The sequence below is a fragment of the Paraburkholderia sp. UCT31 genome (assembly GCF_014397655.1).
Classification (GTDB): Bacteria; Pseudomonadota; Gammaproteobacteria; order Burkholderiales; family Burkholderiaceae; genus Paraburkholderia; species Paraburkholderia tuberum.
Genome location: NZ_VZQP01000003.1, coordinates 22276 through 41774 on the forward strand (window position 1 = coordinate 22276; position 19499 = coordinate 41774).

12 protein-coding genes are annotated in these 19499 nt (G+C 66.3%); 7 read left to right on the forward strand and 5 right to left on the reverse strand.

Annotated features, from left to right (window positions below):
• Positions 1 to 10: 10 nt before the first annotated feature.
• From astB to F6X40_RS02550, 4 genes are all read left to right on the forward strand, one after another.
• On the forward strand, positions 11 to 1351 hold the full coding sequence (gene astB / locus F6X40_RS02535) for an N-succinylarginine dihydrolase (RefSeq protein ID WP_090805678.1): 1341 nt from the start codon (positions 11 to 13) through the stop codon (positions 1349 to 1351).
• Positions 1335 to 2393 carry a succinylglutamate desuccinylase gene (gene astE / locus F6X40_RS02540; protein ID WP_187626714.1) on the forward strand — a complete coding sequence of 353 codons (1059 nt, stop codon included), beginning with the start codon at positions 1335 to 1337 and terminating at the stop codon, positions 2391 to 2393. The genes astB and astE overlap by 17 nt, the downstream gene beginning before the upstream one ends.
• A gap of 146 nt (positions 2394 to 2539) precedes the next feature.
• Complete coding sequence (locus tag F6X40_RS02545) at positions 2540 to 3334, forward strand: ABC transporter substrate-binding protein (RefSeq protein WP_176365738.1); 795 nt, start codon at positions 2540 to 2542, stop codon at positions 3332 to 3334.
• A gap of 250 nt (positions 3335 to 3584) precedes the next feature.
• On the forward strand, positions 3585 to 4961 hold the full coding sequence (locus F6X40_RS02550) for an EAL and HDOD domain-containing protein (protein WP_187626715.1): 1377 nt from the start codon (positions 3585 to 3587) through the stop codon (positions 4959 to 4961).
• Between the two features lie 100 nt (positions 4962 to 5061).
• Here the strand turns inward: F6X40_RS02550 and F6X40_RS02555 are convergent, their stop codons facing one another.
• Together F6X40_RS02555 and F6X40_RS02560 are read right to left on the reverse strand one after the other, a co-directional pair.
• Complete coding sequence (locus F6X40_RS02555; RefSeq protein WP_187626716.1) at positions 5062 to 6519, reverse strand: HDOD domain-containing protein; 1458 nt, start codon at positions 6517 to 6519, stop codon at positions 5062 to 5064.
• Positions 6520 to 6614: 95 nt separating this feature from the next.
• The gene (locus F6X40_RS02560) at positions 6615 to 8429 is read right to left on the reverse strand and encodes a putative bifunctional diguanylate cyclase/phosphodiesterase (RefSeq protein ID WP_187626717.1); all 1815 of its coding nucleotides are present in this window, start codon (positions 8427 to 8429) and stop codon (positions 6615 to 6617) included.
• Between the two features lie 353 nt (positions 8430 to 8782).
• Between F6X40_RS02560 and F6X40_RS02565 the strand changes: the two genes are divergently transcribed.
• The 3 genes from F6X40_RS02565 (at position 8783) to F6X40_RS02575 (ending at position 11361) form a co-directional block, all read left to right on the forward strand.
• Positions 8783 to 10084 carry an EAL and HDOD domain-containing protein gene (locus F6X40_RS02565; RefSeq protein ID WP_187626718.1) on the forward strand — a complete coding sequence of 434 codons (1302 nt, stop codon included), beginning with the start codon at positions 8783 to 8785 and terminating at the stop codon, positions 10082 to 10084.
• Between the two features lie 171 nt (positions 10085 to 10255).
• Positions 10256 to 10819: a peroxiredoxin gene (locus F6X40_RS02570; RefSeq protein ID WP_187626719.1), complete on the forward strand. Its 564-nt coding sequence runs from the start codon at positions 10256 to 10258 to the stop codon at positions 10817 to 10819.
• Between the two features lie 77 nt (positions 10820 to 10896).
• The gene (locus tag F6X40_RS02575; protein ID WP_090804017.1) at positions 10897 to 11361 is read left to right on the forward strand and encodes a hypothetical protein; all 465 of its coding nucleotides are present in this window, start codon (positions 10897 to 10899) and stop codon (positions 11359 to 11361) included.
• 17 nt (positions 11362 to 11378) lie between these two features.
• Here the strand turns inward: F6X40_RS02575 and F6X40_RS02580 are convergent, their stop codons facing one another.
• The 3 genes from F6X40_RS02580 to F6X40_RS02590 are packed head-to-tail and all read right to left on the reverse strand — an operon-like array spanning position 11379 to position 19246.
• Positions 11379 to 14705: an efflux RND transporter permease subunit gene (locus F6X40_RS02580; RefSeq protein WP_187626720.1), complete on the reverse strand. Its 3327-nt coding sequence runs from the start codon at positions 14703 to 14705 to the stop codon at positions 11379 to 11381.
• Positions 14706 to 14708: 3 nt separating this feature from the next.
• Complete coding sequence (locus F6X40_RS02585; RefSeq protein ID WP_187626721.1) at positions 14709 to 17843, reverse strand: MdtB/MuxB family multidrug efflux RND transporter permease subunit; 3135 nt, start codon at positions 17841 to 17843, stop codon at positions 14709 to 14711.
• Positions 17844 to 17866: 23 nt separating this feature from the next.
• On the reverse strand, positions 17867 to 19246 hold the full coding sequence (locus F6X40_RS02590; RefSeq protein ID WP_187626722.1) for an MdtA/MuxA family multidrug efflux RND transporter periplasmic adaptor subunit: 1380 nt from the start codon (positions 19244 to 19246) through the stop codon (positions 17867 to 17869).
• Between the last annotated feature and the right edge of the window lie 253 nt (positions 19247 to 19499).

Genomic DNA, 19499 nt, shown 5'->3' on the forward strand with positions numbered 1-19499 from the left:
ATCGACGATGCTGCAAGCCACTGAAGCCAATTTCGACGGCCTGGTCGGCCCGACTCACAACTACGCGGGCTTGTCGTTCGGCAACGTCGCGTCGCAGAACAACGAGAAGTCGGTCGCGAATCCGAAGGCCGCCGCGCGCCAGGGTCTGCGCAAGATGAAGCAGCTGGCGGACCTCGGCTTTCATCAGGGCGTGCTGCCGCCGCAGGAGCGTCCGTCGATGCGTCTGTTGCGCGAGCTCGGTTTTTCCGGCGACGATGCTTCGGTGATCGCGCGCGTCGCGAACAACGCGCCCGAACTGCTCGCGGCGGCGAGTTCGGCCTCGGCGATGTGGACCGCGAACGCGGCGACGGTGAGCCCGTCCGCGGATACGCACGACGGCCGCGTGCATTTCACGCCGGCCAATCTGTGCAGCAAGCTGCATCGCGCGATCGAACATGAGTCGACACGCCGCACGCTGCGCGCGATGTTCAGCGACACCGACCGCTTCGTCGTGCACGAGGCGCTGCCCGGCACGCCCGCGCTCGGCGACGAGGGCGCGGCGAATCACACGCGCTTTTGCGAGCAATACAAGGCGCGCGGTGTCGAATTCTTCGTGTATGGCCGCAGCGAGTATCGTCGCGGGCCGGAACCGAAGCGCTATCCGGCGCGCCAGACGTTCGAGGCGAGCCGCGCGGTCGCGCATCGTCATGGCTTGCAGGAAGCGGCGACCGTGTACGCGCAGCAGAACCCTGAAGTGATCGACGCGGGCGTGTTCCATAACGACGTGATCGCGGTCGGCAATCGCAACACGCTGTTCTGCCATCAGCTCGCGTTCGTCGAGCAGCAGGCGGTGTACGACGAACTGCGCGCGAAGCTCGCGAGCCTGCACGCAGGGTTCAACGTAATCGAAGTGCCCGACGCCCAGGTCAGCGTCGCCGATGCGGTGACGTCGTATCTGTTCAACAGCCAGCTGCTGACTCGGCCCGATGGCAAGCAGGTGCTGGTCGTGCCGCAGGAGTGCCGCGAAAATCCGCGCGTGGCCGCGTATCTGGATGAGCTGACTGCGCACAGCGGTCCGATCGACGAAGTGCTCGTGTTCGATCTGCGCGAGAGCATGAAGAACGGTGGCGGCCCCGCATGTCTGCGGCTGCGCGTCGTACTCGACGACACCGAACGCGCGGCGGTCGCGCCGGGTGTGTGGCTCGACGACACGCTGTTCGGCCGTCTCGATGCGTGGATCGAAAAACACTACCGCGATCGTCTCGCACCCGCCGATCTCACCGATCCGAAGCTGCTCGTCGAGTCGCGCACCGCGCTCGATGAGCTGACGCAAATCCTCGCTCTGGGCTCGCTGTATGACTTCCAGCGCTGAGCACGCGATGGCGGCCCCGAGCGCGATGCTCGACGATTTTCTCGCGTGGACGCTCGCGGGTTCCCGGCCTGCCGAAAATCAAGCGCAAGGCACGGGTGCGAACGGCGTGCGCTGGACGTGGCAGGGCGACGGTGTCCTCGTCATCGAGCCCGCGGAGCAGCACGCGGACATCCGTAGCGTGCTCGTGTCGGCCGGCGTGCATGGCGACGAAACCGCGCCGATCGAACTGCTGTCGCGCATCGTCGCCGATATCGCGCAGGGCCGCGCCGTGCTTGCATGCCGGTTGCTCGTGATTCTCGGCAACATCGAGGCGATGCGCGACGGCGGCCGCTATCGCGACGACGATCTGAACCGGCTGTTCAGCGGCCGTCATCTGCAACTGCCGCACAGTCATGAGGCGCCGCGCGCGGCCGCGCTCGAACAGGCCGCGACGCGCTTTTTCGCCGACGCGTCCGCCGCGCCCGGCGCGCGCTGGCATATCGACATGCATACGGCGATCCGCGCGTCGGTGTTCGAGCGCTTCGCGCTGTTGCCGCATACCGGCAAGCCGTTTTCGCGCGCGATGTTCGAATGGCTCGGCGACGCGCGTATCAGCGCGGTGCTGCTGCACACGACGAAGGGCAACACCTATTCGCACTTCACCGCGCAAGCGTGTGGCGCTGCTGCGTGCACGCTCGAACTCGGCAAGGTGCGGCCGTTCGGCGAGAACGACCTGACACGCTTCGAGGGCGCGGATCTCGCGGTGCGCGCGCTGCTGGCCGGCACGCAAGCCGACGCGCAAGCCGCTCTGCCGCGTGTGTTCACCGTCGTCGATCAGCTGACCAAGCAAAGCGACGCATTCGAGCTGCTGCTCGCGCCGGACGTGCCGAACTTCACGCCGCTCATAAAGGGCAGCTTGCTGGCGCGCGACGGCGACTATCAATACACGGTGCAGCGCGACGAAGAGCGCATCGTGTTTCCGAACCCGACGGTCAAGCCCGGCCTGCGCGCCGGTCTGCTCGTCGTCGACACCACCGCCGACACACTGTCCAGGCTTGTCTAGACAGGTTCCATGTACAATCGCGGGCTTCGCGGCTGTCGCATCTACGGGTCACGCCGGCCGCGCGAGTCCGAAGCGCGGCGGGCGTAATCCGGCTGTGCGCGCCGAATCGGCTCCGTTTCAGTCCACACCGTAAAGGAACATCCGTAATGAAGAAGAATTGGCCCAACCTGGCCGCGCTCGCGCTGTTCGCGACGGCGGTGTTGACGGCAGGCACCGCGTCGGCGGCTGAGATCAAGGAAGTGCGCTTCGGCGTCGAGGCGTCGTATGCGCCGTTCGAATCGAAGTCGCCCGCTGGCGAGTTGCAGGGCTTCGACATCGACGTCGGCAATGCCGTGTGCGCGAAGCTGAAGGCCAAATGCGTGTGGGTCGAGAACTCGTTCGACGGCCTGATCCCGGCGCTCGAAGCGCGCAAGTTCAGCGCGATCAACTCGGACATGACGATCACCGACCAGCGTCGCCAGGCGATCGACTTCACCGATCCGATCTACACGATCCCGAACCAGATGATCGCGAAGAAGGGCAGCGCTCTGCAGCCGACGCCCGCATCGCTGAAGGGCAAGCACGTCGGCGTGCTGCAGGGCACGATCCAGGAAACCTATGCGAAGGCGCGCTGGGCGCCGGCCGGGGTCGACGTCGTGCCCTATCAGACGCAGGACCAGATCTACGCGGACCTCGCGTCGGGCCGTCTCGATGCGTCGTTCCAGGACGCCGAAGCGGCATCGAAGGGCTTTCTGAAGAAGCCGCAGGGCGCGGGCTTCGAGTTCGCCGGTCCGGCCGTCAGCGACGACAAGCTGCTCGGCGCGGGTGTCGGCTACGGCGTGCGCAAGAACGACAAGGCACTGAAGGATGCGCTGAACGGCGCGTTGAAGGAGCTGAAGGCGGATGGCACGATCGACCGCCTCGCCGCCAAATACTTCGACGTGAAAGTCGTGCTGAAGTAACGATGCCTCGAAGTGTGCAAAACGGCCGCGCGTTGCGGCCGTTTTGCTTTCTGCACGCGTGTCGCAAACGTTCAACAAATATTTCGAGATATTGCCTCGTAAGCCTGTTCGTGCCCAATGACGCTGCGATAAAATTGCGACGCACAGTGCCGCGCGCGACGGAGCTTGCAACGTCACAGAAACGCGCCAACGTGCAGCGAAAAACAGAACATAGCGGCCAGGCGCCAGCGGCGCCGAGCGGGGGACTGGAATGACCACCATCGCAATCGAGACTCTGAGCCACAGCGGCACGACCGACGACGCGTCGCTCACCGCCAGCTACGCAAGGCAGCCCATTCTGAATCGGGACGGCATGCTGTGCGGCTATGAGATCAAGGTGCGTGCGCCCGAGCTGCCGCTCGCCGACGCGGACCTCACCGCCCCGCAAGCCAATACCGATCTCCCGCCCGAAACCGACGCGTTGCCGGGTCGCGCGCCCACGCCGGTGCAACGCGTCGCGCGCGCGATCGTGCGCGGGCTCGTGCAGGGCGACGTGCGCGGCGCGCTGACCGGCCATCCGGCCTACGTCGACGTGAGCCGCGAGCTGCTGCTCGACGACGCGATCCTGAGACTGCCCGCCGAGCGCTTCATGCTCGAGCTGCCTTCATCGCTCGAAGTCGACGACGCGTTGATCGCGCGTATCGTGTATCTGCATGGCCGCCGCTACCGCTTCGCGCTCGACGACGTCACGCAGCCCAACGAGACTTTCGCGAAGCTGCTGCCGTACGCCGAAGTCGTCAAGATCGACGTCCCGCGCACACCGCGCGCGCTGCTGCCGAAGCTCGCGAGCGTGCTGAAGTCGGCTGGCAAGCTGCTGCTCGCATCAGGTGTCGATGCGCAGGCCGACTTCGAAACGATGCACGAGCTCGGCTTCGACCGCTTCCAGGGTTATTACTTCGCGCGCGCGCAAAGCTCGGCGACGCGCCGCGTCAGCGCGCCGCGCCACGCGCTGCTCAATCTGCTGCAACTGCTCGCGGGCGACCCGACGGTCGCGCAGCTCGAAGCCGAGCTGAAGCTGAACCCGGTGCTCGTCATGCATCTGATGAAGCTCGCGAATTCGAGCGGCCTCGCGGTCGGTCACAAGGTGACGACGCTGCGCGACGCGATCAACGCGACCGGCACCGACCGCATCGCGCGCTGGACGCAGCTGCTGCTCTACGCAGACGGCCGCAAGGTCGCGCTGGAGGACGATCCGCTGCTGCAACTCGCGGCCACGCGCGCGCGCTTCATGGAACTCGCGATCGAGCGCATGCCTGAGGCGGGCCGCGACGAAGCCGATGCGGCCTTCCTGACCGGTGTGTTTTCGTTCGTCGATGCGGTGTTCGGCGGCTCGCTCGAAAATACGCTGAACATCCTTACGCTGTCGCGACCGATCCAGGCCGCGATCCTGCATCGCGAGGGCAGGCTGGGTCTGCTGTTGAGCGCGGTCGAAGCGCTCGAAGGCGGCGCATGGGAGCGCGTCGCCACGCTATGCGAGCGTCTTGCTCCGTTGACCGTGGAAGAGGTCGCGCAGATGGGTCTCGCGGCCGGCGCATGGGCCGGCGTCGCGGATCGCGGCGCGGAAGGGCTCGAGCGGATCGAGGATTGAGTGGGGTAAAAGCCCCACACGGTGCCCGGATGAAATCGTTTGCGGGCAAACACGGAACGGATCGAAGTGAAGCGGCGTGGTCAACGATCACGCCAGGTCTTCACATCGTCTCCATTTCCCGCATCTGCCCCTGGCCGAAAAAACGTCCTAACTCCCGTGCCAGTTCGTTGAGCACGCTCATCTCCTTCTGCGAGATGCGGCGCGCCTCCTGCGTATGCGACCAGTCGCCGTAGAGCAGCGCGACCGTCTGATTGGTTTCGTCGACGATCGGCAGCAGCACGAACGCGCGCGCGTCGTCGAACGAGCGCCGGAACCACTCGGGCAGCCGCGCGACCATTTTCGGATCGCGCGCATTTTCGATGAAGATGCCCACCGAGTTCGCGATCGCGAGATGAAATACATCGGGTTCGAACGCGGTGCTGAACGAGAGCCGCGGCAGCGCCGCATCGATCTTCGGCCCGAAGCCGAGACGCGCCTTGAACGCGCCGCTGCTGTGCTTGACGTACACCACGGTGCGCGAGAAGCCGAGCGCCGCGAGCACGGTCTCGGCGGCCATCGCGAGCGTCGGTGCGAGCGGGCTGCCCTCGGGCAGGCCGCGCAGATCCTTCACCCCGATCTCGATGCGCGCCTCGGGTGTGAGCGCCTCGCGCGCGATCGCATCGGCATTCGCGCGCAACTCGACGATCTCGCGCATCACGCTGTCGCCGCCATCCTCACGCGATAGCGCGACGCTCATCTGCAGCAGCACCTCGGGGTCGGTGTTCAGCGCGCTGCTGTAGTCGTGCGCAAGCTCGCCGATGCGTGCCTCGCGCTCCCCCTCGGGCATGTTCTGCTGGGTGAGCACGTCGGCGACCGCGGTCGAGTAATTGGTGATCGCGCGCAGCCACTGTACCTGGCGCGGTTGCGTCACATCCTCCGGATCGAACTCACCCATGCCCGAGCGGATCGTGTCAGGCAGGCGCCAGCGCACCGCGGCTTCGGCGCCGATTTCATCGAACGTCACGCCGAGCACGAGCACGCACGCATCGGTTTCGAGTGCGCCGCCGTCGATATGGCGGCGAATCTGGTCCCATTCGGCGTCGAGATAGAACACGACCAGCAGCTTGCCGATCTGCCGCATCAGCGTGCAGACCACCGCTTCCTCACCGGCGCGCAGGTCGCCGCGCTCGGTCAGCTTGCGCGCGACGCAGCCCGACAGCAGCGTGCGGTTCAGTTCGAGTTTCGCGTCGATGCGGCGCGGCGCGCTTTGATGAAAGTGATCGACGATCTTCAGACCGACGACCAGATGGCCGACCGCATCCATGCCGAGCACCATCAGCGCGCGCGACACGGTCGTGATGTTGCCGCCGAACGCCATGTACATCGCCGAGTTCGCGAGCCGCAGCACCTTCTGCGTGAGCGCGAAGTCCGACAGCACCACTTGCACGAGGCCGGTGAAGTCGAGGTCGTCGTTGGTCACTGCCGCCATGGTGGTGCGCAGCGATTGCGACAGCATAGGGAAATCGCCGCGCTCGCTCATTCGCGTCCAGAGCCGGTCGAGCACCGCCGCCTTTACCATGTGAGTCCCGCAAAAGCCATACGTGTTCCAGTGAATGCCATGCCGGTCGTGAGCCGGCTTGTTGCGCTGCCTGGGCGTCGTGTCTGCATCGCCCGTTACGCGCCGTGCAACTGAAGCTCGCGCGATTCGAACCGCTGCGCGAGTTCCTCGGACGGCAGCGCCTTGCAAACGAGCCAGCCCTGAATGTGATCGCAGCCCATCTCGGTGAGCAACGCGCGTTGCGCTTCCGTTTCGACGCCCTCGGCTACCAGTTCGAGGTCGAGCGTCTGCGCAAGGCCGACGACAGCGCTAACGATTGCCTGATCGTTTCGCGAGGTTAGCAGATTCTCGACGAAACTCCGGTCGATCTTCAGCTTCGCGAGCGGAAAACGCTGCAGGTACGCGAGGCTCGAATAGCCGGTGCCGAAGTCGTCGACGGCGAAGCGGATGCCCATCGCGGTCAGCTCTTCGAGCAAGCCTTTCGCGTGCGCCGGATCGTGCATCAGCAGACTTTCGGTGATCTCGAAAACGAGGCGGCGCGGATCGATGCCGGTCAGCTCGATCGCCTCGCGCACCGAGTCCTTGAAGCGCGGATCGCGAAACTGCTGCGGCGACACGTTGACGGCCACGTACTGCAGCACAATGCCCTTCGCGTCCCACTGGATCAGTTGCATGCACGCGACCTTCAGCACCCAGTTGCCGAGAAAGTTGATGAGCCCGATCGACTCCGCGAGCGGAATGAACATCGACGGCGGCACGAGGCCATGCACCGGATGCGTCCAGCGAATCAACGCCTCGACACCGACCACGCCCCGCGTGCGGCTGCTCGTGATCGGCTGGAAGTGTAGCGAAAACTCGCCGTTGCGTACGCCGTCGTAGAGGTCGGCCTCGAGCTTGAGGCGCTCGGCGTCGGCCGGGTTGTCGTCGGGTACGTAGAACGCGAGCGTGTTGCCGCCCGCGGCCTTCGCCTGCAACAGCGCGTGGTCGGCCCAGCGCAGCAGGTGCGTGTCGTGGCCGCCGGTGTCGTTGGCGTGGCGCACGTCCGGGTACAGCGCGATGCCGATGCTGGCCGACAGGTGCACCTGCTGACCCTTGAACACGTACGGCTGCTGGATCGCGGTCAACAGACGCCGCGCCAGCGCTTCGGCGGCCGCCGAAGCGTCGGTGCGGCTCGCGGCAGGCTTCACGAGGATCGCGAACTCGTCGCTGGCGACGCGCGCGATCGTTTCGTTCGGGCTCGTCATGTTCAACAGGCGCCGCGACGTGTCGCGCAGCATCTCGTCGCCGGCGTCGTAGCCGAGTGCGCGATTCACGCGCTGATAGTCGTCGAGATCGAGCAGCAAGAGCGCGACCGGCGTGCCGTGCGCGTCGGCCTTCTGTTGCGCGTCGAGCAACGCGTGCAGCAAGCCCGACTGATTCGGCAGGCTGGTCAGCCGGTCCAGATGCAGCGCCTGGGTCAGGCGCTCTTCGGTGGCGCGCCACGACGACACGTCGAAGCCGGCGATCGCGTAGCCGTCGACGCCGTCGTGGCTGCTGCGCACGACCCGCAGCTCGACCGTGATCGGATAGGTCAGCGACTTGACGAGCCCGAGCGTCGCTTTCTCGACGTTGCCCGAGGCCGCCGCGAGCTTGAGCAGCGCGTCGAGGCGCGGCACGTCGGCGGGCGCGACCAGATCGTGCAGCGTCGCGGTTTTCAGGTATTCGCGGTGATAGCCGATGAAGCGCAGGCTCGCGTCGGACACGTAGATGAAGCGCAGCGCATCGTCGACGTGCGCGAGCAGATCGACCGCGCCGACCACCTGTTCCAGTGGGGGCGGGCGGATCGCGCTGCTCGGCTGGTCGTCGTCCTCGCGCCGGCCGAACGCCCGCAGCCGGTCGATGACCGTGCGCAAGGAGCCCCGGCGGGGCGCGGTGATCGTGTTCGCTTCCATGTTTGTCGCTGGCAACCTCGGTTCGTCCGCGGGCGGGGCTGCTTGTCCGCCGGTCCGGGCGGCCAGGAGATAGCAGGCCGCCCCATCAGAACGAGATAACGACGCATGCGGGGAAATCTTTAGCGGCCCGTGGAGAAAAACATCTGGTAAGGAGAAGCCCGGCGCCGTCGCCGGGACGATTCGGTTAAAGTGACGTCGCCTCGCGGCCGTTAATACGGCGAATCCCCTTTATTTGGCGACGCTGATGACGTCGCGCTGCATCGACTTTCCGAACCTTGCACTGATGATCCATGTCCGAACGCCCCGTCGTCAGGTCCGCCAGAGCCCCACGGCCCTTCCCGCGGGACGTCGAGGTGCGTGATGTCCTCGCCGGCGCGTCGGCCGGCTCTCGTGAGCACGGGGAGCTGGACGCTGCCCCGCAGTACGTCTATGTCGGCCGCCAGCCGATTCTCGATCGCGATGGCGCGCTTCACGCCTACGAGCTGCTGTTCCGTGCCGGAACGTACAACTACGCCGAAATCAGCGACGACACGCAGGCCACCGCGCAGGTGGTCGCGCGCACGATCGGCGGAATCGGCGTACCCGCCGTGCTCGGCCAGCATCGCGGCTTCGTCAATATCGACCGCGCGCTGCTCTTTAGCGACATCGTCCATCTGATGCCGCCCGAGCGCTTCGTGCTCGAAATCCTCGAAACCGTGCGCTACGACGCCTCGCTCGCGCGTCGTCTCGGCGAGTTGCGCGGCGCCGGCTTCCAGGTCGCGCTCGACGACGTGCACGATCTGTCCGACGAGCTGAGCGCGATGCTGCCGTACGCCGACATCGTCAAGATCGATTTCGTGCAGACGCCGCGCCGCACCGTCGCGAAGCTCGCGTCGACGCTGCGCGGCCACGGCAAGACGCTGCTCGCCGAGAAGGTCGAGACGCACGAGGACTTCGCGCTCGCCCACGAGCTCGGTTTCGATCTGTTCCAGGGCTACTTCTTCGCGCGGCCGCAGGTGCTGGCCGCGCCGCGCAACCGCTCGCTGCGTCCGGGCCTGCTGCGGCTGCTCGCGCTGCTGTCGCGCGACGCCGGCATCGTCGAGCTCGAGGCGGAGCTGAAGGTCAACCCGGGCGTGGTCGTGCAACTGCTGCGGCTCGTCAATTCGAGTGCATTCGGCCTCGGGCGCAACATCGCGTCGCTGCGCGAGGCGATCATCGCGACCGGCACGCGGCAGATCGCACGCTGGGCGCAACTGCTGCTGTACTCGGACACCGGCGAGTTGCCGTGGCGCGCCGATCCGCTCGTGCAACTGGCGGCGACGCGCTCGCGCTTCATGGAACTCGCCGCGAACTGGCTGCGTCCGGCCGACGGCGAATTCGCCGACGCCGCGTTCATGACCGGGATTTTTTCGCTCGTGCACATCGTGCTCGACAGCACGCCGGACACGGTGCTCGAGAAACTCGGCCTCGCGCCGCAGATTCGCGACGCGATCGTCGCGCGCAAGGGCGAACTGGGCGCGCTGCTGCTGATCGCCGAGGTCGCAGGCGAGGGCGGCGACGCGGCGCCGGTCGCGACGGCGGCGGGCTTCCACGCGCTGACGCCCGACGTGCTGTCGGAGCTGAACCTGTCGGCGGCGGCGTGGTTCGGCGCGCACGTGGCGGAATTGGGCGTTTGAGGCGTCGAGCTCGCGCGCCGCACCCTTTCGATTCGCTTGTGCTCCGGGCGACGACCCGCGCCGCGTGCGCATCCGTGGTCCAATAGGAAGTTCAGCGAGGGCCTGTGACGTCGGCCGAAGCTGTCTCCGATGGACCCGATCAATTGCGTGCGCTCACGCGTGGAGGAGCAGATGAAGACAAAACACATACCGGCGGTACTGGCCGCCGTCATGGCGTTCGGATTCGCAATGCATTCGCCGCTCGCCTCGGCAACCCTGAAGCCCGGCGATACGGCGCCGATGTTTACCGCCGAGGCCTCGCTCGGCGGCAAGACCTACGCGTATTCGCTCGCCGACGAACTGAAGAAGGGCCCGGTCGTGCTGTACTTCTATCCGGCCGCGTTCACGAAGGGCTGCACGATCGAGGCGCACGATTTCGCCGATGCGGTCGACCAATACAAGAAGTACGGCGCGACGGTGATCGGCGTGTCGCACGACAACATCGATACGCTGACGAAGTTTTCGGTCAGCGAATGCCGCAGCAAATTCCCGGTCGCGGCCGACGCCGACGCGAAGGTGACCAATGCGTACGACGCGGCCATGCCGTTGAAGGCCGGCATGGCGAATCGCGTGTCGTACGTGATCTCGCCCGACGGCAAGATCATCTACGAGTACACGAGCCTGTCGCCCGACAAGCATGTCGAGAACACGCTGAACGCGCTCAAGGAGTGGTCGGCTGCGCATAAGGGACAGTGAGGGGCAGTGAGGAGCCGAACGCGCCGTCGCGTTTGCCCGCGCTAGCCGACTAAAACCATTTGCCGGATGAGCTTGCGATGCCGATTGTCGTTGCGTTGATTGCGCTGATCGCGCTGGGGTACGGCGCGGTGCGTGCCTTTTATGCGCTGCAGGCCGCTTTCGGGCTGGCGGTGGCGGAGGGTGTGGCTGTGCTGGTTGCGTTGCTGATCGCCGGTGCGCTCGCGTACTGGCGGCAGCGGCGCCGCGAAGTCGCGCCGAACGTGCGCGACGGCGACTGGACGCACGAATTGAAGGGCAGTTGGGGCTCGGTGCGGCTTGCGGCGGCCAAGCGGCTCTGCGAGATTCGCGTCGGCGACCAGCAGGGCGCGTATATCTTCGCCGATCTGCTCGGCGCCGAAGCACAGGGCCGCGACGCACAGGCGCGGCTCGCGCTGAAGGTCAAGGACTCACGGCACGGCGAGTGGCTCGTGCCGATGTCGAACGAGCGGGCGGCGCGCCGATGGCAGCGGATTTTCTCGCTGGCCATCGAGCAGAAGCTGTGAGCGCCACCTTCACTACGTCATGACGACGTCGGCGCCGCGCCACCCGCGCGGCGTGCCTTTCTCGCCTCCCAGCGCACGCGGATGCGATCCATGTACAGATAGACGACCGGCGTCGTATAGAGCGTCAGCATCTGGCTGACGATCAGCCCGCCGACGATCGAAATACCGAGCGGCGCGCGCATCTCCGCGCCTTCGCCGCTGCCGAACGCGAGCGGCAACGCGCCGAGCAGCGCGGCGAAGGTGGTCATCATGATCGGTCGGAAGCGCAGCAGACAGGCCTGGTAGATCGCGTCGCGCGACGACATTCCCTTGCGCGACGCGTCGATCGCGAAGTCCACCATCATGATCGCGTTCTTCTTCACGATGCCGATCAGCAGGATCACACCGATCAGCGCGATGATGCTGAACTCGGTCTTGAACAGCAGCAGCGCGAGCAACGCGCCGACGCCCGCGGACGGCAGCGTCGACAGGATCGTCAGCGGGTGGATGTAGCTCTCGTACAGGATGCCGAGCACGATATACACCGCCGCGAGCGCGGCGAGGATCAGGATCGGCTGGTCGGACATCGACTGCTGGAACGCCTGCGCGGTGCCCTGGAAGCTGCCGTGAATCGTGGCGGGCATGCCGATCTCGGCCATCGTGTCGTAGATCGCCTGCGTGGCGGTGGACAGCGACACGCCCGGCGGCAGGTTGAACGAGATCGTCGAGGCGACGAACTGGCTCTGGTGATTGACCGATAGCGGCGTGGTGCCCGGCCCGAAGCTCGCGATCGCCGACAGCGGCACCATCGTCTCCTTCGCGGTCGACACCGCCGAGCCCGACGACGCGCTCGACTTGCCGCTCGCCGCGATGGAGTTGATGGCCTGATTGCGCGCGGAGTCGGCTGCGATGCTGGCCGCGCTCGTCGCGGTGGTGGCGGCCGTGCCGCCGGTTGCCGCGCTCGTCGTGGTCGACGTGCTGGTCGCTCTGGACGTCACGGTGCCGGCCGGCGCGTTGGTAGTCTGCGCGCCGCTCGCGCTGCCGCCCGACGTGCTGACGAAAATCTGCTTCAGCATCTCCGGGCTCTGCCAGTATTGCGGCGCGACTTCCATCACGACGTGATACTGGTTCAGCGGGTTGTAGATCGTCGACACCTGGCGCTGGCCGAACGCGTCATACAGCGTGTTGTCGATCTGCGCGGGCTTGATGCCGAGGCGCGATGCCGTGGCGCGGTCGATCGTCACCATCGCTTCGAGACCGCCTTGCTGCTGGTCGGAGTTCACGTCCGCGAGCTCCTTGCGTGCCTGCAGCGCCTCGGTGAGCTTCGGCCCCCACTTGTACAGATCGGGCGTCGAGTCGGCGAGCAGCGTGAACTGAAACTGCGCGTTCGATTGCCGGCCGCCGACACGGATGTCCTGCACCGCCTGCAGGAACGTGCGCGCGCCGGCCACGTCGCCGAGCGGCGCACGCAGTTGCTGGATCACCTGGTCGGCGGACAGCTTGCGTTCGCTCTTCGGCTTCAGCGACACGAACATGAAGCCCGAGTTGGTCTGCCGGCCGCCGGTGAAGCCGACCACGCTGTCGACCGCCGGGTTCTTGCCGACGATTTCCATCATCTGCGAGAACTTGCCCTTCATTGCCTGGAACGACGTGCTCTGGTCGGCCTGGATGCCGCCGATCAGGCGCCCCGTGTCCTGCTGCGGGAAGAAGCCCTTTGGCACGATGATGTAGAGCGCGATGTTCAGCGCAATGGTCAGCAGCAGGACGAGGACGATCAGCAGCGGATGCCGCAGCGCCCAGCCGAGCGTGCGCTCGTAGCCGCGCTGCATCGACGTGAAGCCGCGTTCGAGCCAGCGGCCGAAGCGATTTTCCTCATGCTTTTCGTACGGTTCGCGCAGCAGGCGCGAGCACATCATCGGCGTGAGCGTCAGCGATACGACCAGCGACACCGCGATCGCGAGCGACAGCGTCAGCGCGAACTCGCGGAACAGTCGCCCGACGATGCCGCCCATCAGCAGGATCGGCAGGAACACGGCGACCAGCGAGATGCTGATCGACATCACCGTGAAGCCGACCTCGCGCGCGCCGATGAACGCGGCCTTCATGCGCGGCACGCCGTCTTCGATGTGGCGCGAGATGTTTTCGAGCACGACGATCGCGTCGTCGACGACGAAGCCGGTCGCGATGGTCAACGCCATCAGCGACAGATTGTCGATCGAGAAGCCCATCAGGTACATCGCGCCGAAGGTGCCGATGATCGAGATCGGCACGGCCACGCTCGGAATCAGCGTCGCGCGCCAGTTGCGCAGGAACAGGAACACGACCATCACGACGAGCGTGACCGCGATCACGAGGGTGCGTTCGGTGTCGCGCAGCGACGCGCGGATAGTAATGGAACGGTCCGAGGTCGGTGAAATGTCGACGTCGGCGGGCAGCGACGCGTGCAGTTGCGGCAGCATCGCCTTCACGCGGTCGACGGTCTCGATGATGTTCGCGCCCGGCTGCCGGTACAGGATCACGAGCACCGAGCGCTTGCCATTGAAGAGACCGAGATTGCGCAGATCTTCGACCGAATCGACGACTTCGCCCATGTCGGAGAGTTTGACCGGCGCGCCGTTGCGATAGGCAATGACGAGGTCCTTGTATTGCGACGCCTTGCTCGCCTGGTCGTTGGTGTACAGCTGTACGCGGTTCTCGCCGAACTCGATCGAGCCCTTCGGGCTGTTGGCATTGGCCGCGGCGAGTGCCGCGCGCACGTCCTCGAGGCCGATGCCGTAATGCGACAGCGCATGCGGCAGCAACTCGACGCGCACGGCCGGATTCGCCGAACCGCTGACATCCACTTCGCCAACCCCCTGCACCTGCGACAACGACTGCTGCAGCACCGTCGCGGCCGAATCGTAGAGCTGGCCCGCCGTCAGCGTGCTCGATGTCAGCGCGAGAATCAGGATCGGCGCGTCGGCCGGGTTGACCTTGTGGTAGGTCGGGTTGCTGCGCAGGCTCGCGGGCAGGTCGGCGCGCGCCGCGTTGATCGCCGCCTGCACGTCGCGCGCGGCGCCGTCGATGTTGCGGTTCAGGCCGAACTGCAGCGTGATGCGCGTCGAGCCGACCGAACTCTGCGACGTCATCTCGGTGACGTCGGCGATCGAGCCGAGATGCCGCTCGAGCGGACTCGCGACGCTCGTCGCGACGGTCTCCGGGCTCGCGCCCGGCAGCGACGCCTGCACCGAGATGGTCGGGAAGTCGACCTGCGGCAGCGGCGCGACCGGCAGCTTCGTGAACGCGAATACCCCCGACAACGCGATGCCGATCGCCAGCAGCGTGGTGGCGACCGGACGGGAGATAAACGGACGCGACAGGTTCATCGCTCAGTTCCCTGCATCGGTGGCGGGCGGCGTGGCGCTACCGGACGAATCGCCGCGGTTAAAGCGCTCGCGCAGCCGGCGGCCGAGCGAATCGAACGCGAGGTAGATCACCGGCGTCGTGAACAGGGTCAGCAGCTGGCTCACGATCAGGCCGCCGGCGATCGCGATACCGAGCGGCCGGCGCAGCTCCGAGCCCGCGCCGGTGCCGAGCATCAGCGGCAGCGCGCCGAGCAGCGCGGCGAGCGTGGTCATCAGGATCGGCCGGAAGCGCAGCAGACACGCCTGGTAGATCGCCTCGCGCGGCGGCTTGCCTTCCTCGCGCTCGGCGTAGAGCGCGAAGTCGATCATCATGATCGCGTTCTTCTTCACGATACCGATCAGGAGCACGATGCCGATGATGCCGATGATGTCGAGATCGTGGCCGGTGATCAGCAGCGCGAGCAGCGCGCCGACGCCGGCCGACGGCAGCGTCGACAGAATCGTGATCGGATGGATGAAGCTCTCGTACAGCACGCCGAGCACGATGTACATCGTGACGATCGCCGCGAGGATCAGGAACAGCTCGTTGGCGAGCGACGCCTGGAACGCGAGCGCCGCGCCCTGGAAGCGCGTCTGGAACGACGCGGGCAGACCGACGTCCTTCTCGGCCTGCTGGATCGCCTTGACCGCCGCGCCGAGCGACGAACCCGGCGCGAGGTTGAACGACACCGTGGTGGCCGGGAACTGGCTCAGGTGCGTGACCAGCAGCGGCGCGGGTTGCTCGATGAACTTCGCGATCGACGACAGCGGCACCTGGCCGCCCGTCGACGTGGAAGAGGGCAGGTAGATCGAGTTCAGCGACGTGGTGTAGTGCTGCATCGTCGGCTGCGCTTCGAGAATCACGCGGTACTGGTTCGACTGCGTGAAGATCGTCGAAATGATGCGCTGGCCGAACGCGTCGTACAACGCGTTGTCGATCGTGGCCGGTGTGATGCCGAAGCGCGCGGCGGTCGCGCGGTCGATCTCGATGAACACCGAGCGGCCGTTGTCCTGCAGATCGGTCGCGACGTCCGCGAGCTCGGGCGACTGCTTCAACCGGTCGACCAGCTTCGGCACCCACGTGGTGAATTCGCTGATGTTCGGATCGGTCAGCATGAACTGATACTGCGTCGGGCTGACCGTCGAGTCGATCGTCAGGTCCTGCACCGGCTGCATGTACAGCGACGCGCCCGGAATATGCGCGACGTCTTTCTGCAACTGGCGGATCACCTCGCTCGCGGTATTGCTGCGGTCGTCGCGCGGCTTCAGGTTGATCAGCATGCGGCCGCTGTTCAGCGTGATGTTGCTGCCGTCCACGCCGATGAACGAGGTCAGGCTTTCGACGTCCGGGTTCTTCAGGATCTGGTCGGCGAGCGCCTGCTGACGCTCGGCCATCGATGCGAACGACACCGACTGCGGCATCTGCGTGATCGCCTGGATCACGCCGGTGTCCTGCACCGGGAAGAAGCCCTTCGGCACGAACACGTACAGCAGGCCGGTCAGCACCAGCGTGAGCACCGCGACGACCAGCGTGGAGCGCTGACGGTTCAGCACCCACGTGAGCGCGACCGCGTAGCGCGCGATCACCCAGTCGATGAAGCGGTGCGCCTTCGCCTCGAAACGGTGACTGTCGTGCGGCGGCGTGTGGCGCAACAGCTTCGCGCACATCATCGGCACGAGCGTCAGCGACACGACCGCGGAGATGATGATCGTCACCGCGAGCGTGATCGCGAATTCGTGGAACAGGCGCCCGACCACGTCGCCCATGAAGAGCAGCGGAATCAGCACCGCGATCAGCGAGACCGTCAGCGAAATGATCGTGAAGCCGATCTGCTTCGAGCCCTTCAGCGCGGCTTCGAGCGCCGTGTCGCCTTCCTCGACGTAGCGCGCGATGTTCTCGATCATCACGATCGCGTCGTCGACGACGAAGCCGGTGGCGATGGTCAGCGCCATCAGCGACAGGTTGTCGAGCGAGAAGCCGCACAGGTACATCACCGCGAGCGTGCCGATCAGCGACAGCGGCACCGACAGGCTCGGAATGATCGTCGCGTAGATGTTGGCGAGGAACAGGTACATCACCAGCACGACCAGCACGACCGACATCGCCAGTTCGAACTGCACGTCGCGCACCGACGCGCGGATCGTCGTGGTGCGGTCGGTGACGACCTCGACGTCGAGCGCGGCGGGCAGCGACTGCTGCAACTGCGGCAGCAGCGCCTTGATGCTGTCGACCACCTGGATCACGTTCGCGCCCGGCTGGCGCTGCACGTTCAGAATGATCGCGGGCGTGTTGTCGACCCACGCGCCGAGCTTCGTATTCTCCGGTCCCGCCACGATGCTCGCGACGTCGGTCAGCATCACCGGACGGCCGCTCTTGTACGCGACCACGGCGCTCTTGTATTCGTCGGCGTCGGTCAACTGGTCGTTCGAGTTGATCGTGTAGTTGCGCGTCGGACCGTCGAAATTGCCCTTCGGCGTGTTGACGTTCAGGTTCGAGATCGTGGTGCGCAGGTCGTCGAGATTCAGGCCGTACGCGGCGAGCGCGCGCGGGTTCGCCTGAATGCGGATCGCCGGGCGCTGGCCGCCCGACAGGCTGACGAGACCCACCCCGGCGACCTGCGAAATCTTCTGCGCGAGACGCGTGTCGGCAAGATCCTGCACCTGCGTGAGCGGCAGTGTCTTCGACGTGATCGCGAGCGTGATGATCGGCGCGTCGGCCGGGTTGACCTTCGCGTAGATCGGCGGCGCGGGCAGGTCGGACGGCAGCAGGTTGCCCGCCGCGTTGATCGCCGCCTGGACCTCCTGCTCGGCGATGTCGAGCGGCAGGTCGAGGCTGAACTGCAGCGTGATGATCGACGAGCCGGCCGAGCTTTGCGACGACATCTGGTTCAGCGACGGCATCTGCCCGAACTGCCTTTCGAGCGGCGCCGTCACGGACGACGTCATCACGTCGGGGCTCGCGCCCGGATAGAAGGTCTGCACCTGGATCGTCGGATAGTCGACCTCGGGCAGCGCGGACAGCGGCAGAAAGCGCAGCGCGACGAGGCCGACCAGCATGATCGCCGCCATCAGCAGCGCGGTGCCGACAGGACGCAGAATAAAAGCGCGAGATGGATTCATGCGGTAAGTGCCGGGCCTTTACTTTATTGCGATGCTTGCGCCGCGTGCCGGCCGCGATGCGCGTGCGCGCCCGAGGCGCTCGCTGGAGCGCTCGCGCCGTGCGCGCCGGATGCGCCACGCGGCCGCTCGGCCGGAATCGTGATCTTCGCGCCTTCGCGCAGCCGGTCCGAACCGTCGATCACGACGCGCTCGCCGACCGCGAGGCCCGACTGGATGCTGGTGCGCTCGCCGTCGACCGGGCCGACCTTGACCTGGCGCACGGTGACCGTGTTGTCGGGCTTCACGACGTACACGAAGGTACCCATCGAGCCGTTGAGCACCGCCGAGGTCGGCACGATCACCGCGTTCCTGATCGTATCGACGAGCAGGCGAGTGTTGACGAACTGGTTCGGGAACAGGCCGTTGTCCTTGTTCTTGAAGATCGCGCGCAGTTTGATCGTGCCGGTGGTCGTGTCGATCTGATTGTCCATCGTCTTTAGCGAGCCGACTTCGAGCGGATGCGTGTTGCTGCGGTCGTACGCGGTGGCCGACAGCGACTCGCCGTTCTGCGTGTGCTGGATGATCTGCTGCAGATTGTCTTCGGAGGTCGTGAACAGCACGCTGATCGGATCGAGCTGCGTAATCACGACGATGCCGTTGGTGAGGCCCGAGGTCACGTAGTTGCCCGGGTCGACCTGACGCAGACCGACGCGTCCCGACACCGGCGCGGTGATGCGCGCGTACACGAGGTCGAGCTTGAAGCTGTCGACGTTCGCCTGATCGGACTTCACCGTGCCTTCGTATTGCCGCACCAGCGACGCCTGCGTGTCGACCTGCTGACTCGCGATCGAGTCCTGCGCGAGCAGCGTCTGATAGCGCTTCAAATCGAGACGCGCGGTGGCGAGCAGCGCCTCGTCGCGCACCAGCGTGCCCTCGGCGTTGCGCAGTGAAATTTCGTACGGGCGCGGGTCGATCTGGGCCAGTACGTCGCCCTTCTTGACCATCTGGCCTTCCTTGAAATAGACGTCCTGCAGCACGCCGCTCAGCTGCGGCAGCACGGTGACGGTGGCGAGCGGCGTGACCGTGCCGAGCGCGGTCAGCACGACCGGCATCTCGCCCTGCGTCGCGGCGGCGACGTGCACCGGCTGCGCCATGTTGGCCATCGCGTTCGGACCGCCGCGGCCGAAGCGGCCGCTGCGCGCGCCGCTCGCCGCCCCCGGCGCGCTCGCGCCGCTGCCGGGCCCGCCCCACGGATGCCAGCGCCACAGCACGACGCCGAGCACGACCAGCGCCGCGACGATCAGCGCGACGGTGCGGCCGCGGTGGCGTTTCACCGCGCCGGGCGCGCTCGATTGCGCGCCGTTCGCGGACGGCTGGGGAGCGGCAGGGTGTTGGGTTTCCGGGTGCTTTTGTTGTTCGTCCATCGGTTCGGTCGGGTGGCTGGCTTGATGATGTGAGCCGCCGATGCGGTCGCCGCCATTCGAAGGGCGGTGGGCCGGCACATGGGCGGCATGTCAGGCGGTCGTGGCGGCGGGCGCCGCGCAATGTTCAGCGCGATGCTACCCGAGGCGCGGGACAGGGATGTTAACGCAATGCGGAATCATCACGGCTGGACGCGGCCGTTTCGACGACGCTCACGGCTCGCGGCGCGCGGTCCCGCGACGGGATGCGTGATCG

What these genes read in the sequence shown, in the direction of transcription:
- F6X40_RS02575 (WP_090804017.1), top strand. Translation starts at nt 10,897, where the DNA reads ATGCCGATTGTCGTTGCGTTGATTGCGCTGATCGCGCTGGGGTACGGC.
- F6X40_RS02570 (WP_187626719.1), top strand. Translation starts at nt 10,256, where the DNA reads ATGAAGACAAAACACATACCGGCGGTACTGGCCGCCGTCATGGCGTTC.
- F6X40_RS02580 (WP_187626720.1), bottom strand. Translation starts at nt 14,705, where the DNA reads ATGAACCTGTCGCGTCCGTTTATCTCCCGTCCGGTCGCCACCACGCTG.
- F6X40_RS02560 (WP_187626717.1), bottom strand. Translation starts at nt 8,429, where the DNA reads ATGGAAGCGAACACGATCACCGCGCCCCGCCGGGGCTCCTTGCGCACG.
- F6X40_RS02585 (WP_187626721.1), bottom strand. Translation starts at nt 17,843, where the DNA reads ATGAATCCATCTCGCGCTTTTATTCTGCGTCCTGTCGGCACCGCGCTG.
- F6X40_RS02550 (WP_187626715.1), top strand. Translation starts at nt 3,585, where the DNA reads ATGACCACCATCGCAATCGAGACTCTGAGCCACAGCGGCACGACCGAC.
- astE (WP_187626714.1), top strand. Translation starts at nt 1,335, where the DNA reads ATGACTTCCAGCGCTGAGCACGCGATGGCGGCCCCGAGCGCGATGCTC.
- F6X40_RS02545 (WP_176365738.1), top strand. Translation starts at nt 2,540, where the DNA reads ATGAAGAAGAATTGGCCCAACCTGGCCGCGCTCGCGCTGTTCGCGACG.
- F6X40_RS02590 (WP_187626722.1), bottom strand. Translation starts at nt 19,246, where the DNA reads ATGGACGAACAACAAAAGCACCCGGAAACCCAACACCCTGCCGCTCCC.
- F6X40_RS02555 (WP_187626716.1), bottom strand. Translation starts at nt 6,519, where the DNA reads ATGGTAAAGGCGGCGGTGCTCGACCGGCTCTGGACGCGAATGAGCGAG.